This is a genomic window from Desulfoglaeba alkanexedens ALDC, assembly GCF_005377625.1.
GTDB lineage: Bacteria > Desulfobacterota > Syntrophobacteria > Syntrophobacterales > DSM-9756 > Desulfoglaeba > Desulfoglaeba alkanexedens.
On the sequence record NZ_CP040098.1, the window covers coordinates 1243784 to 1259353 of the forward strand.

Below are 15570 nucleotides of genomic sequence, written 5' to 3' on the forward strand. Positions count from 1 at the left end.
GCCCCTGAGAATCTTACGTTCTGATTGACTTGGGGTGTTTATGGCAGCCCTTGTCTTCGGCACCATCGCGGACAGGTTACGGTTGAGTCACAGGGCGGACTTCTTTGTAATGTCACCGAGCCGTCACGGAAACGCCGCCGATCTTGCCTCATTTGGGGTCTTCGTTGAGCGGTTCAGCCGCTCCTTTGGTCTCTCTGGTTGTTCCCGTCCCCGGGGTGCGTTATAGTCTTAAATGCTGAACGGCCCGACACCGGAGCCCGCAAGGCGAAGATCGTTTGCGCTCCCATGGATCGAACTCTCACCCCCACCTCGATGAGGAAACCACACGGAAAATGCCCAAAACCTATATCCTGGACACCAACGTTTTGCTGCACAACCCCGATGCCCTTCTTGCTTTCGCCGATAACCTGGTCATTGTGCCTTTTGCGGTCATCGAGGAAATCGACAACCAGAAGCGCCGCCAAGACGAAATCGGGCGCAACGCCCGCCTGGTTTCGCGCCGCCTGGACGAAATGCGGGCGCTGGGACATCTTTCGGAGGGAATCGCGTTGCCCAATGGAGGGACCCTTCGCGTCGAACTGAATCACCAGGAACTGGCAGACTGTCCGCCGGGGCTCGACCCCGGCAAGTATGACAACCGTATCCTCACCTTGGCCCAGGGACTCCGGCGCCAGAGCGCCCAGACCGTCATCATCGTGACCAAGGACCTGAACCTTCGCATCAAGGCCGATGTGCTGGGCTTGGCCGCCGAGGACTTCTACAGCGACAAGGTGGACTATCATGAGTTATATAAAGGAGTTAGGGAGCTCTTTCTGGCAAGCGAGGAGCTGAATACATTCTACCAGGAAAACGGGCTGCCGTGGAACGGCCCAACCGCCTTCTATCCCAACGAATTTGTGGTCCTCAAGAGCCTGGACAACCCATCGCAGTCCGCTCTCTGCCGCCACATCGGCAGGCACCTGCACCCACTCCGCCACGAGCAGGCCGTGACCTGGGGCGTCAAGCCGAGAAACAAGGAACAGAAATTCGCCCTGGAGCTCCTGCTGGACGATTCCGTCCAGGTGGTCACCTTGGTGGGACGCGCCGGTACCGGAAAGACGCTTCTCGCTCTAGCGGCCGGCATGGAAAAGGTCCTGGAGCAAAACGCGTACTGCCGGTTCCTGGTAACCCGCCCCGTGATCCCCATGGGAGACGACCTGGGTTTTCTTCCGGGCACCAAGGAAGAAAAGCTTCGCCCTTGGATGCAGCCCATTTACGACAACCTGGAGTACCTCTTTCGAGATGCCGACGACCCATCGGACCTGATCGACGACCTCCTCCACCGGGGAACCCTGGAACTGGAAGCGCTCACCTACATTCGCGGGCGCAGCATCCCCAGCCAGTTCATCTTGTGCGACGAAGCGCAGAATCTGTCGCCCAACATGATCAAGGCGCTCATCACCCGGGTGGGGGAAGGGACGAAGATCGTCTTCACGGGGGATCCGGAACAGATCGACCATCCCTATCTGGACGCCAGCAGCAACGGCCTCACCTATCTGGTGGAAAAGCTCAAGGGCGAAAACCTGGCGGGGCACGTGACGCTTTTCCAGGGAGAACGTTCGCGGGTGGCGGAAATGGGAGCGAGCCTCCTTTAGGATTTCCATGCCCGACAGCCTCAACCCCGTCGATGTAGCGTTGATGGGCGCCGTCTCGAGCGAAGTGGACCGCTTTGCCACGATGCTGCGCAGCCCCTTCGCCCTGGATCTATTTCCGGGCGCGACGGGGGTCTGCGGTCGGGTGGGAGCACTCGGCGTGGCCCTCCTCGTTTCCGGTGTCGGAAAGGTGAACGCATCGGCCCTCAGCGCCGCACTCCTTACCCGCTATCCGGTGAAATCCTTGTGGCTCGTGGGCTCGGCGGGAGCCTACCGGGAAGGCCCCCTGCAGGTAGGTGACGTTCTGGTTTCGGAAACCATCTTCTGCGGCGACGAAGGGGTCCTCAAGTCCGACGGGACGCTCGGCAATCGGGCCATCGGTATCCCACTCTTTCACCGGGACGGAGAGCCCTTCTTCGAGACCCTTCCCATAGATTTTTCGCCCGCCCTTCGTAGAGTTCGGGAAATCACTCCGGCGGGCCGATATCGCTTGGAAGAAGGTCGGGCACTGAAAGCTTCCGGTGAATTCGGAACGGATTCCCCGGGCATAAGAAAAGACCGTGATGCGGGGGCAGACTTCCGGCTTTTCTTCGGGCCCAGCGTGACCGTGAGCCTCGTGAGCGGCGACCGACAGACGGCATGCGACCGTTACCGGATGTACGGAGCCTGGGCTGAAAACATGGAAGGAAGCGCCGTGGCCCAGGTTTGTTGTCGTTTCAGGGTCCCCTTCCTGGAATGCCGGGGCATCAGCAATTTCGCGGGCGATCGACGAAAAGACCGCTGGCGTCTGGACGAGGCGCTGGAGCACCTCTACGGCGTGGTGCGCGTCTGGCTGGAAACTTATAGTGCCGCGACGCCCGAAGGACGCGTTGAGAAGCTCGGGTAGCGAGGCAAACCCGAGGGGAGAACTTCCTTTTTCAGGTGCGCGTGTTTGGTGTATAGGAACTTCGAACAAGGCGCCTTGAAGGGTACGGCCCGGCTGATGGATTCCGGCCCGTTTCATGAGTCATTTTGTCGCCTGGGCCGGGGGCCCACCACATCGGGCCTGGAAATGCAGCCCGGCCGGCTTTTTTTGTCGGAGATCGTCATGGCTCTTTATCGATTCAGCCTGGGGTATTCGCCATGCCCCAACGACACTTTCATCTTTTGGGCCCTGGCCACGGAACGGTTTCCCACCGATCCGTTCCGATTCAACCCTTTCCTTGCCGACGTAGACATGCTGAACCGCAAGGCGGTCGCCGGTGAACTGGAAATCACCAAGATCTCTTTCCACGCTTTGCTGGAATGCCTCGAAGATTACTGGGTGCTTCGTTCGGGAGGCGCCTTGGGCCGGGGCTGCGGGCCGCTCATCGTGGCTCGCCGACCCGTGTCTTTGGAAGACCTCGCCGACCAGCCCATCGCCATTCCAGGCCGCCTCACCACCGCGCACCTGCTGCTGCAGGCTACCGGGCGCCATCGGGGCGAACGGGTGGTGATGCCTTTCGATCGGATCATGCCTGCCGTGGCCTCCGGCGATGTTGCCGCCGGCCTGGTGATCCACGAAGGCCGTTTCACCTATCCGTCGTGGGGGTTGCATCGAGTACTGGACCTGGGCAAGTGGTGGGAGGATGAGACCGGGTTACCGCTTCCCTTGGGATGCATCGTGATGCGCCGTGACTTGGGACGAGAAGCGGCTCGGGCGGTGGAGGAGCTCATCCGGGAAAGCCTGCTCTGGGGACGGCGCGAACCGGAACGCGCCTGGCGTTATGTCACACGGCACGCCCAGGAAATGGCTCCGGAGGTCATCCGACAGCACATAGACACCTTTGTGAATGAATTCAGCATGAACGTGGGGCGAGAAGGGAAGCGGGCGGTGCGCCGGTTGCTGGATGAGGGACTCCGGCTGGCGGGAAAGGCTTCGCCGACGCTATCGATTTTCTGGGACGACGAGCCATGATGTCCCGACCGCCCGACGACCGGCTTCACTCAATGCTTTCACCGGGAGGAGCACACCATGGAGAATGCCGCAGGACCTGTTTTCTTGTTCCCTCATACGACGTTGCCCGAAACCCTTTTCCGTCAGTCTTTCTTTATGCTTCCGCCGTTGCGCCTGCTGGAAGTTCTGAAGCCTGCGGTCGTTCCCGGCTGGGGACAAGCGCGGTTTCACACCTGGCCCGTCTTCGCCGACGAATCCTGGCGGCAGCCCGTCCGGAGTTTGCTCGAACAGTATCGCGGTATAGCGTCGGTCTATGGCGATGAAGGAATACTCACCTTCGTCCAAGGGCGTCTCCAGGGAGACGACCTATCGGAAACGCGATTCCGCATCCAATCGGAGCTTCGGGGACGCGCGGCGACAGCGGAGGACCCCGCCCGTGAACTGGCGTTGGAGGCCGCGGTCTTCCTGGAATTGGCTCGAGAGCTGGACGAAAAGGAACTGGAACTCATGCAAAGTCTGTCTCAAGTGGGGCGGCTGGAAGAGGCGTTCCGTAAAATCCTTGGGGCCACCGACGAAGAGGAAGCTGAACTTCAGCATGCGGTCCAAACGGAAAACCCGCCATTGGCTCCGGATTGGGGACACTTTTCACACGAAATGAGGCGCCGGGTCGGGATGGCTTTTCGTCTGCTGAGTCTACGGCCGCCGGAGAAGGCCCCGGTTTTCGTCGCGATACACCAAGATGTGGTAACCGAATTGATGGATCCCTTTCAGACCGAGAGAGAACGAAGTGGTGAAGCCTGGGAGCCTTTGGTTTACGAGCTATGCACGTTTCCCAGTTTGGAAGGCCTGGACGCGGCGACCTTCACGGACATGATGGAGGCGATGGAAGATTCGGGGATCCTATCGGCTTACTTCGACGCGTTCCAACCCGTCTTCGATGATCCACAACATGAGGGGCGACGCCGTTCCTTGGTTCTTGCGGGAGAAGCACTTCAGCAACGCGCTGAAGCCTTTCTGGAAAACCGCGGCATCCAAACGGCTCATTCGGTGAAGCTCATCGGCACGTTTCCCGACCGGCTTACATTGTCCGACGTGTGGAAGCGCTTCGACAAGAGAGGTTGGGAAACGCTCGGGAAATCCCAGGCCCTTTGGGAAGCCGTTCCAGCGCTGCTCCATCTGGAAATCGGCGGCTGAACGCGGGAGGCGGGTTCTCAAGGCGCCCTTCGCCGATCTCTCTCAATGGTACCGCTTCGCGACAGCGTATAGAACTTGTCCAAAAAACGGACACGCCATCCCCTGGCCGGAACTCATGGGCGGCCCGCATCTTCGGCAAGGATTGCGGCGCGGTCGGTCTTTTCCCAAGGCAGATCCAAATCCGTTCTTCCCACCTGCCCATAAGCTGCGAGTTTTTGGTAAAAGCCTTTGGGGTAGCGGGCCGGCAAAAGGCGCAGTTCGAAGTTCTTGAGAATCCCTGCGAGCCTGAACTCGAAATGCCGCTTCAACAACTCCGCGATCCGGGCTTCGGGAAAGGCGCCGCTTCCGAAAGTCTCCACCTGAAGGCTGAGAGGCCCCGGCAGGCCGATGGAATAGCTCAGCTGGATTTCACATTCGCGGGCGAGTCCGGCGGCAACCACGTTTTTGGCGGCATATCGGGCCGCATACACCCCGGAACGGTCGATCCGGGTCGGATCCTTCCCGCTGAGGGCCTTCTGGCTGTGGCGGCAGTATTCTCCATAGGTGTCGACGGCATTTTTTCTTCCGGTGAGCCCCGAATGGGAGGCAGGTCCCCCACCGATGATGGGACCATCGGGGTTGATGAAGATCTTCGTTCGAGCATCCGGTTTGATCGGCTCGCTTCCGAAAACCGGCGAGATGACAGTGTCCATCAAATCGTCTTGAACGCGTTGGGCCTTGGGATGGTCGGGTCTTTCCTGACTCGTGGTAATAATGATGCTTTGGATTCTGACGGGTTGGCGGCTGCGGTATTCGACGCCGACTTGAACTCGTCCGTCCGCCAGGAGGTAAGGGAGGGTTCCGTCCATACGGACGGATCCAAGCTTTCGAGACAGACGATGAGCCAAATACAACGGAAGCGGCAAAAAGGCCGAAGTCTGGTCACAGGCGAAGCCGAAAACCGTGGCCTGGTTCTTGACCGCGATCCGATTGATTTCTTCTTCCGACAATCGCCGTTCGTCGAAGGCGTAGGCGGGATCTGCGGGAGTTTCCTGCAACGTGGTGAGGATACTGGCGGATTTGGGATTGAAATCGGGTAGATCGTAGCCGACGGAATGGATGACCTGCCGAGCGGTGTGGGCGCAATCCACGCCGGCGGACGAAGCGTAGCGAACAGCGATGAAAATAACGGCCTTGGAGACCGCGCATTCGGCGCGAACTCGGGATGTGGGGTCCTGAATCAGGAAGTGATCCACGATGCCGTCGCTGATCTGGTCACATAATTTATCGGGATGACCGGAAGTGACGGATTCGGATATAAAGACGAAGTCTTCTCTCATGGCTGGATTCCCGAAGCTTTCGTTGTTTTTGTGGATTCGTTGACGAGAAACGAGGCTAGAGCGGTTCCGCCGATCACGGCCGCGTCGAGCCAATTCAGGGCCGGTATGCCCAGCAGGCGTCGCAACGATGGAACGAAGAAGGTACACGCTTGAAGGAGCAACGTGCCGGCCATCGCCCAGTTGAGATGTGGATTCGGCGGTCGAGCGTCTTCTTTGAAAAGGGAATGGTGTTCCGAGCGGCAACTGAAGGCGTGAAGGAGTTGGCCGAGGGTGAGGCTTTGGAATGCCAAGCTGCCAGCAGCCGGGCCCATTCCATATCGTCTGATACCGTAGGCATAAGCCCCCATCGCGGCGGCGCTGATGGTCGCCGATTCCCAAGTCATTCGCCGGTAGTCTTCCTTGGAAAAGAGCGGCGCTTGAGCCTCGCGAGGCGGTTGCTTCAGAATGTCAGGTTCCGCAGGCTCCAAGGCCAGCGCCAGCCCCGGAAAGATGTCCGACACGGTGTTGATCCAAAGGAGCTGCATGGTGTTGAGCGGCGCGCCGATGCCCATGGCCATGGCGGAGGCCATGACCATGATTTCACTGAAATTGGTGGAAAGGAAATAATGGACGGACTTTTTGATATTGGTATGAATAGTTCGTCCGTCCGCCAAGGCGGTGACCAGAGTCTCCAAATCGTCGTTTTCCAAGACGACGTCGGCGACTTCCCGGGCGAGATCGGTGCCGCTCCGGCCCATGGCGATGCCGATATCCGCGGCTTTGAGTGCCGGCCCGTCGTTGATGCCGTCGCCGGTCATGGCCACGACGCGATTGCCCAACTGAAGCGCCTGCACGATTTGAAGCTTGAGGGCCGGACTCACCCGCGAATAGGCATGCGCCTTGGTCGCCAAAGCTTCCATCATTTCGGGGCTCAAGGACCAAAACTCTGAGGAATCCAAAATCACCAACGGCTTTCCTCGGCTCAGGTTCAGCTGCTGCGCCACCGCCTGGGCCGTGGGGCTCTGATCACCGGTGATCATGATCGTATCGATCCCCGCTTGGTGAAAGACAGCAATCAGCTCCTTGACGCCTTCTCGGATGGGGTCGGCCATGCCGATCAGTCCGAGCCACGTGAGACCATCTTCCGGCTGATCCCCGTCGAAGGTGGCATACGCCACTCCAAGAACACGCAAGGCATTGCCGGCCATGCGTTCATTTTCCATTTGGATCTGCAGGCGGTCTTCTTCGGAAATCGCCACAATGGTGCCTCCCGCTTCCAGTCTCCACGCACACTGCTCCAGGACCTCCACAGGATTGCCCTTTACCGCAAGCAGGCGACCTCCTTCCGGCCGTTGATGTGTGGTGCTCATGAAAAGGCGGTTTTCTGCGCGGTGCCGGGTGTGGAGCACGGGATGGCTCCGTCGAAAAGCCACGATATCGAGTCCGGCCTCAAGCGCTGTTTCCATAATGGCTCGTTCGGTGGGAGAACCTCGCAGCTTGTAAGACCGTTCTTTCTTGGAATCGTTTTCGATTTCGGTTTCGTTGCAAAGCGCGGCCACCTGAAGAAGCCGCCACAGGCATTCGTCCTTCGCCGCTTCGATCTCCTGATCTCGCCATATGAAACGGCCGTCACGAACGTCTACGCGGCCTCTTCCGCAATCCAGCGCCATGACGGTCATCCAATTTTGGGTGATGGTGCCCGTTTTGTCGAAGCAGATCACTTGAACGGCTCCCAGGGTTTCAGCCGCGTGGAGATGACGAATCAGCACACCGTGTTCTTTCATGCCTCGGATAGCCAAAGCGAAGGTCGTGGTTGCTGCGGCTGGGAGCCCCTCCGGAATGGCGGCGGCAGCCAAGGACACGGCGGTTCGTAGCATCATCAACAGCCCGTAACCGCGTACCAGCCCCACAACGAAGACAAAGCCGCAGATGCTCAGACCGAAGAGGACTAGATGATCGCCCATCTGGCGCAGCTGTCGTTCGATGGGTGTCTCCGGCGCTGTCGTCTCCTGAAGCAGGATGTGGATGCTTCCCATCTCGGAATGGCGACCCGTGGCGACCACAATGGCAAGGCCCCGCCCGCTCAAGACGAGAGTTCCCATATAAACCATGTTCGTCCGATCCGACAGAGGGGCGTTCGCCGACAAGAGGGCATCTACGGTTTTGGCTACAGGGATGCTTTCCCCGGTGAGCGCTGATTCGTCCACAGTCAGTTGATCGGAGGCGACAAGGCGAGCGTCCGCCGGGATGAAGTCTCCCGGACTCAACGCGATGAGGTCTCCCGGAACCAATTCATGAGCTGGAATTGTCCGGAGTCGGCCTGCGCGGACCAAGGAGGCGTGGGGTCTCACAACCTTCTGCAACGACTGGATGGTGCGTTCCGATTCGCTTTCGGTGACGTAGCCGATGATAGCGTTCGCGACGACGACCCCCATGATGGCCACCGCCTCGAACAGTCCACCGGTCACCACCGAAAGGCCGGCGGCAGTACCCAATAGAGCCACCGGCAGGGAAAGAAACTGGCTGGCAAAGAGCGTCCATTTGGAACGGGGCGAAGGCTCCGGAAGCTGGTTCGGTCCATAGGTTTGGAGGCGCCTTCCGGCTTCTTCCTCGCTGAGGCCGTAGGTCACATGGGTGTCGAGTACCGCCGCCACCTCTTCCACCGATTTGGTGTGCCATGGCTCTGAGGGATACTCCGATTCGGTTTTGAAGCGCCTCAAGAGCTGATGCGCCACCGTTTTTCCCGATGGAGTGCGGTCTCGCATCGCCTGCTGTACCGGTCCGCCTCCAGGGTTCCGCTCAAACGGCGGGGTTTTCGATTCCTTACTGCATGCCGATGGCGGTGTTTCGGTCCAACCATCAAGGAGTTGGTAGACGGTGTCGATGATCGTGGCATGATCTTGTTTCGAATTGAAAGACAGCAACACGTTTCCGGTGATGGTGCTCGCCGAGACATGAGTGATCCCGCGTCTGTGCCTCAGGCCGGCTTCCAGATAATCTTTCAACGTCCGAGAATCCCGAAGGCCTTGGACATGAAGGCGGATCCGGCCCGCAACCTTGTCATGAACAACTTTCAGCACGTCCTTCCACCTTCATGTACCCCAAGGTTCAACGCACTCCTTGGCTGCATTTGTTTGTTTCAGGCGATTCAGAAACCAGCCCGCTTGGACCCGGGAAGCGATTCATAGTGTGGGTGAGCGACCGGAACCTTTTTCCTACGTGTTTATTGTTACATTTACGTGACGATCCCTCAAAATGCTTTGATCCTTCGATCCCTACGGCTTGCCGAACTCATCGTGTGAAGGGAGCTGCGGGGATCCCGCCTCGGCCCTTCCACAGTTCCACCTTGTTCCCAAGCTCCAGATTGGGAACACAACCGTGCAGAAGCTCCAGCTTCGATTCCCACGAGGCCGTTCCCAAGCCAAAGCCTGGGAACGAGGGGAAACGCCAGAGCTTGGAAACGAGCGGGAAATTCTATTTCCCCTCCCCTTGTGGGAGGGGATTAAGGGGAGGGGGAAAGGGGGAATTTTTCATCCTTCGTTGTGCCCGTGCCCGGGCATGGGGGTTCGTTAGACTTTTCCGTGTTCACCGGATGGAGCTTGAAGATCCCATGGGAAAACGGTTAAGGATTCCATTCCGGCGGCATGAGCCATGATCCGGAACCGAGGGTTCATGAAGGAGGCGGAAGCTCAAGTGGAAACGAGTCGGTCGATGTCCCCCTCGGGACAAATACCGGATGAGGAGGCACCCGCCATCAGGCTGCGCGGAGTCTCACAGCACAACCTCAAGGGAATCGACCTGGACCTCCCGCTTCATCGGCTTATCGCGGTCTCGGGGGTGAGCGGATCTGGGAAATCGAGCCTCGCCCTGCACACGCTTTACGCCGAAGGGCAGCGCCGCTACGTGGAGACCTTTTCCCCCTACGCTCGGCAATTTCTCGAACGGATGGACCGTCCGAACGCCGACCGTATCGAAGGCGTTCCACCCGCCATCGCCATCGAATCGGGAACCACGGTTCGCACATCGCGGTCCACCGTGGGCACCATGACGGAAATCAACGACCACCTGAAGTTCCTGTTCGCGCGGCTTGCGGTGGCCCATTGCCCGCGCTGCGGCCAACCCATAGCTGAAGATACTCCGGAAAGTGTCGCCGAAAGGCTGAAGGGGCTTCCCGCCGGAAGTCGGGTACTCGTGACGTTTCCGTTTGTCGCGGAGCCCGAGGCCGGCTGGCCCGAGGCCCTGATTTCCCAAGGATTTCTGAGAATTTTTCGCGACGGGCGAACGGTGGAACTGGATGAACTGGACGAAAGGGAGCAAGCCGCGCTTTCCGGAAGTGAGGTGCTCGTGGTCGTGGACCGGCTTCAATGGCCGAAGGCCGCTCCGGAGAGGGTCTCGGATTCCCTGAGGACCGCTTTTTCACGCGGCGGCGGCCGGTTGTGCGTGGTGGCGCTCCCCGACGAACGTTACTGGTTCAGCCAGGATTTCGGATGCGCCCGATGCCGCCTGGATATTCCACCGCCTTCTCCCAATCTTTTTTCGTTCAACAGTCCTTTGGGAGCGTGCCCCACCTGCCGGGGTTTCGGACGCATCATCGGGGTGGACCTGGACCTCGTGATTCCGGACCGGCGGCGTTCCATCCGCGAAGGCGCGATCAAACCGTGGAGTCCCGACCGGGTGGAGTACGAGGAGCTTCTCGATTTCTGCCGCAGGGAAGAGATTCCCGTGGACGTTCCCTTCGAAGATCTCGCGGAAGACCAGCAGCGAAAGATCCTCGACGGCACCCGTAGCTACTACGGCGTCCGCGGATTCTTCCAGTGGCTGGAAACCAAGACATACAAAATGCACGTGCGGGTGTTTCTCTCACGCTACCGGGCGTATCTGCCCTGTGCCACCTGCGGCGGGACCCGCTTTCAGGATGCCGCCCGGTGGTACCGCCTCCGGGGCAGAACCATCGACGCCATCAATGCCTGGCCGGTGCATCAATGCCGCGGGTTCTTCAGCGAGCCCTGGCCGGAACTGGAAAAGGACCCCGCCGCTCGCCTGCTGGTGGATGAAATCCGAAGCCGGCTCGATTTCCTCCACCAAGTGGGCCTCGATTACCTCACCCTGGATCGCCAGTCGCGGACCCTTTCAGGCGGCGAAGTTCAAAGAGTCCACCTCACCCGCGCATTGGGTTCGGCGCTTGCCGATGTACTCTACGTTTTGGACGAACCCAGTGTCGGGCTGCACGCCCGGGACAGCCGAAGGCTCATGGAGCAACTCCGCCGGCTGGTAGAACTGGGAAACACGGTTGTCGTGGTCGAACATGACCCGGACATGATCCGATTCTGCGACCACGTGGTGGACATCGGCCCGGGAGGGGGCGAAAAGGGAGGCGAGCTGGTCTACCAGGGAGCGCCGGCCGGTTTGGAACGCGAACCGCGGAGCCTGACCGGGGCCTATTTGGCCGGGCGGCTTTCTCCGGTGCAAGATAGGATGCGGAGGCCACCGGACTGGAATCGGGCGATTGTGGTCGAGGAAGCCGCGGAACACAATCTGAAGCGCGTCACCGTCGCTTTCCCCTTGGGATGTCTGGTGGGGGTGAGTGGCGTCTCGGGATCCGGAAAGAGCACGCTCATCGATGAAATCCTCCACCGGGGCTGGCTTCGCGCCCGGGGGCTTCCCACCGAAAGCCCCGGTCGATGCCGGCGGATCACGGGCTTCGATCTCGTGGACGAACTGGTCTTGGTGGACCAACAGCCCATCGGCCGGACTCCCCGCGCCAACCTCCTCACCTACACCCGGGTGCTCGACCCGCTCCGCAGACTCTTCGCCCGAACGCCCGAAGCGCAGGGGCGCGGCTTCACGGCCCGCCATTTCTCCTTCAATACCCCGGGCGGTCGCTGCGACGCGTGCCGAGGCGAAGGTTATCAGCGCGTGGAAATGCAGTTCCTGGCCGATGTCTTGATCCGTTGCCCGCGCTGCGACGGCCGTCGTTTCAAGGACGACATCCTCGCCATTAGCCTCCGGGGCCTTTCCATCGGGGACGTCCTGGAGTGCACAGCGAGTGAACTGCTGGAGCGTTTCGGTGACGAACCTGCGGTGGTTCGAGCCCTGGAACCGGTGGTCGCCATCGGGCTCGACTACCTGCGACTGGGGCAACCCCTGAACACCCTTTCCGGCGGCGAAGCCCAGCGCCTCAAGCTGATCCGCTATCTGACGCCGCAAAAATCCACAGATGACCCCCGCTGCCTCTTTCTGCTGGACGAACCCACAACCGGCCTCCACCCCCACGACCTGAAGCGGCTCCTGGACGTGCTCCATCGCCTGGTGGACCGAGGGCATTCCGCCGTGGTGGTGGAACACAATCTGGATCTCCTCGCTTCCTGCGATTGGTTGATCGATCTGGGGCCGGAAGGCGGCGAAAAAGGCGGCTATGTCGTGGCCGCTGGACCTCCCGAAAGGATCTGTAATACCGCGGAAAGCATTACAGGCCGTTTCCTCCGGGGCCGCATGGGACATCAAGGGCGGGAAGCGCGGGAACCCCTCCGTGAAAGCAATGTGCCGGTCGAGACCGAATCGGACGGGGTCGCCTTCGCAACGGCCCCGCGGCTGTCGGCTCCCCCACGGATCCTTGTGCGAGGCGCGAAGGAGCACAACCTCCGGTTGGACCACGTGAGCCTGCCCCGGGACCGGATGACCGTCATCACAGGGTTGAGCGGTTCCGGAAAATCCACGCTGGCTTTCGATGTGCTCTTCGCTGAAGGTCAGCGCCGATACCTGGAATGCCTCTCCTCTTACGTACGCCAGTATTTCAAGATTCTCGAAAAGCCCGACGTGGACCAGATTCTCGGGCTTCCGCCGACGGTCGCCATCGAACAACGCTCCTCGCAACCGGGCCGAAGGTCCACCGTGGCGACCATCACGGAGATCTATCATTTCCTGAGGCTCCTTTACGCCAAGTTGGGCCGCCAGCACTGCCCGGACTGCGGGTTACCGCTGGAAGCGTTGAGCGCCGACGCCATCCTCGCCATGGTCGAACGGGCGGCCGCCGACGGCCCCGTGCGCCTTCTGGCACCGCTCATTCACGGGCGCAAGGGCATCTACCGCGACCTCTTTGAAAAACTCCACCGGATGGGATTCACGACGGTTCGGGTGGACGGCGTCCTCCTCCCACTGGCCCCCCCGCCATCCCTCCACCGGCACCGGGAACACGACATTGCGGTGGTGGTCACGGATCAGGAGGAGGCCACCGGGGAAGGCATGGGTCTCCGCGACGCGGTACTCCAAGGATTGAGTCTCGGCGGCGGTACCATCGAAATCATGACCGGCGAGTCGCAGAAAATCCTTAGCCGCCACCTCTACTGTCCTCGCTGCGACAAAGGCCTGGCTCCGCTGGACCCGCGGCTCTTTTCCTTCAACAGCCGCCATGGGGCCTGCCCCCGCTGCGACGGCCTCGGCCGGATCCGCAGACTCAACACGGACCGTCTCATCGGACCCCCTGGTCGCTCGATCCGCCAGGGACTTCTCGCCTTCCTCCAGTCACGACGCCGCTGGCGCAACAAGGTTTCCCGGTTGGAACGCCAGTGGACCCGGCAGCTTGGCATCGACCTGGATCGACCTTTTGAGGATCTCGACGAGCAACAGCGGCAGGAACTGCTCCACGGTGGGAAAGGCCGCATCACGGGCGTTGTGCCACTCCTCGAACAGATGGCCAAGGACGGCTCTTCGGGAAACGGGGCTCAGGATCTCTACGACGATGTGACGTGCCCGCAGTGCGAGGGAAAGCGCCTGAACGCCCAGGCCCGTTCCGTTTATGTCCAGGACCGGACGCTCGCTGACCTTGTGGCCCTGAGCGTGGCCGATTTTCGCGAAACCTGTGCCGACTTTCGATTTGATGCGCAAAGCCGGCCCGTTTGGGACGCCATCAGCCGTGAAGTGATGGAGCGCACCGATTTTCTCATGCGCGTGGGGCTCGACTACCTGGAACTGGACCGTTCGGGCGATACCCTTTCCGGCGGGGAGGCTCAACGGATACGGCTCGCGGCCCAGCTCGGTTCCAACCTCCGGGGCGTCTGCTACATCTTGGATGAACCCACCATCGGTCTGCACCCCGTAGACAACGCCCGGCTCCTGGAAAGCCTTCACCAGTTGAAGCGCCGCGGAAACACCATCGTGGTGGTGGAACACGATCTGGAAACCATGCGCCAGGGCGACCTGGTGGTCGAACTGGGACCCGGTGCCGGCCGCGACGGTGGACTGCTCGTCGCCCAGGGATCCTTCGATGAGCTGGTGCACCGCGCGGATACGCTCACCGCCCAATGGTTCGGAGCGCCCGCCGCCTCGATCTTCGACCGCGGTTCGGCCCGATCCGCCGGCGAAAAGGGCTGGCTGGAAGTGAGCGGAGCGCGGGTCCACAACCTCCGGGGAATCGATGTCCGGGTACCCTTGAGCTGCCTGGTTTGCGTGACGGGAGTTTCGGGATCGGGAAAAAGCACATTGGTCCATGACGTGATCCATGCCGGGATCCGGCGATGCCTGGGCTTGGACTTTGCGGGAACTGCACCCTTTGACCGCCTGGAAGGCTGGCAGCCGCTTCATCGGGTGGTGGAAGTGGATCACAACCCCATCGGACGGACCCCCCGGTCCACTCCCGCCACCTACGTGGGCGTCTGGGACGAAATCCGACGGCTCTTCGCGGCATTACCGGAAAGTCGGGCCATGGGTTTCGCCGCCGGTCGGTTTTCTTTCAACGTCAAGGGCGGACGTTGCGAATCCTGCCAGGGGCAAGGAGCGGTTCGGGTGGCAATGAACTTCCTACCGGATGTGTATGTTCCCTGCACCGACTGCCAAGGGAAGCGCTTCAACCGCGAAACCCTGTCCATCCGCTACAAGGGAAAAAGTATCGCCGACGTGCTCGGAATGACGCTTTCCGAAGCCGCCGACTTTTTCGGCGCGGTCCCGAAAGTGTCCCGCCCTCTCCGTGTCCTCACCGACCTGGGGATGGGCTACCTCACCCTGGGGCAACCGAGTCCGACCCTTTCCGGCGGCGAAGCCCAGCGCATGAAGTTGGCCGCCGAACTGAGCAACCACCGCTCGGCGACTCTCTACTTGCTGGACGAACCCACCACCGGGCTTCACCGCGCCGATGTGAAACGCCTGCTGGGGATTCTCCACACGCTCGTCGACCAAGGCCACACGGTGATGGTGATCGAACACAACCTGGACTTCATCGGAGCTTCCGATTACGTCATTGACCTGGGGCCGGGCAGCGGGAAACACGGAGGCCGCGTGGCGGCTCAAGGTCCGCCCCGGGAATTGATTGCCCTGGCCGATCGTTCCGCCACCGCCCGCGCCTTGAGGGATCAAAAACGAACCCTGTAATTTCGATGGCGTGCTGCGACCTTCCCAAACAGGCGGGGCATGAAGGCGAAGATGTGGAGTTTTTCGGTTCGTGCCGTGGGAAAGCCGCCGGGTGGACGTGCCCGGCAAACCGAAGGCGCCGACGAGGGAAGTACCGCCGGCGAGGGCCGATGTGTGGAGAAATCGAGAG

Annotated in this window: 7 protein-coding genes; 5 read left to right on the top strand and 2 right to left on the bottom strand. The window is 60.8% G+C overall.

From position 1 onward, the window contains the following. The first annotated feature begins 332 nt into the window (after nucleotides 1–332). The 4 genes from FDQ92_RS05875 to FDQ92_RS05890 all read left to right on the top strand — a co-directional run bounded on the left by FDQ92_RS05875 (nucleotide 333) and on the right by FDQ92_RS05890 (nucleotide 4740). A complete protein-coding gene (locus tag FDQ92_RS05875; protein ID WP_137423718.1) occupies nucleotides 333–1634 on the top strand; it encodes a PhoH family protein in 1302 nt (433 codons plus the stop codon). Nucleotides 1635–1641: 7 nt separating this feature from the next. Beyond that, complete coding sequence (locus tag FDQ92_RS05880) at nucleotides 1642–2517, top strand: phosphorylase family protein (RefSeq protein WP_137423719.1); 876 nt, start codon at nucleotides 1642–1644, stop codon at nucleotides 2515–2517. A 201-nt stretch (nucleotides 2518–2718) separates the two neighbouring features. Next, the gene (locus FDQ92_RS05885) at nucleotides 2719–3567 is read left to right on the top strand and encodes a 1,4-dihydroxy-6-naphtoate synthase (protein WP_137423720.1); all 849 of its coding nucleotides are present in this window, start codon (nucleotides 2719–2721) and stop codon (nucleotides 3565–3567) included. Nucleotides 3568–3624: 57 nt separating this feature from the next. After that, nucleotides 3625–4740 (top strand): hypothetical protein, encoded by a 1116-nt coding sequence (locus FDQ92_RS05890; protein WP_137423721.1) that lies wholly within the window; start codon nucleotides 3625–3627, stop codon nucleotides 4738–4740. Nucleotides 4741–4853: 113 nt separating this feature from the next. On the opposite strand, the gene metK is transcribed toward FDQ92_RS05890, so the two are convergent. Together metK and FDQ92_RS05900 are read right to left on the bottom strand one after the other, a co-directional pair. After that, nucleotides 4854–6059, bottom strand: coding sequence for a methionine adenosyltransferase (gene metK, locus FDQ92_RS05895; protein ID WP_137423722.1), 1206 nt, complete (start codon nucleotides 6057–6059; stop codon nucleotides 4854–4856). Next, nucleotides 6056–9118: a cation-translocating P-type ATPase gene (locus FDQ92_RS05900; protein ID WP_137423723.1), complete on the bottom strand. Its 3063-nt coding sequence runs from the start codon at nucleotides 9116–9118 to the stop codon at nucleotides 6056–6058. The genes metK and FDQ92_RS05900 overlap by 4 nt, the downstream gene beginning before the upstream one ends. Before the next feature lie 631 nt (nucleotides 9119–9749). Between FDQ92_RS05900 and uvrA the strand changes: the two genes are divergently transcribed. Next, entirely contained in the window at nucleotides 9750–15401 is a 5652-nt protein-coding gene (gene uvrA, locus FDQ92_RS05905) for an excinuclease ABC subunit UvrA (RefSeq protein ID WP_425457269.1), read from the top strand. Nucleotides 15402–15570 lie beyond the last annotated feature (169 nt).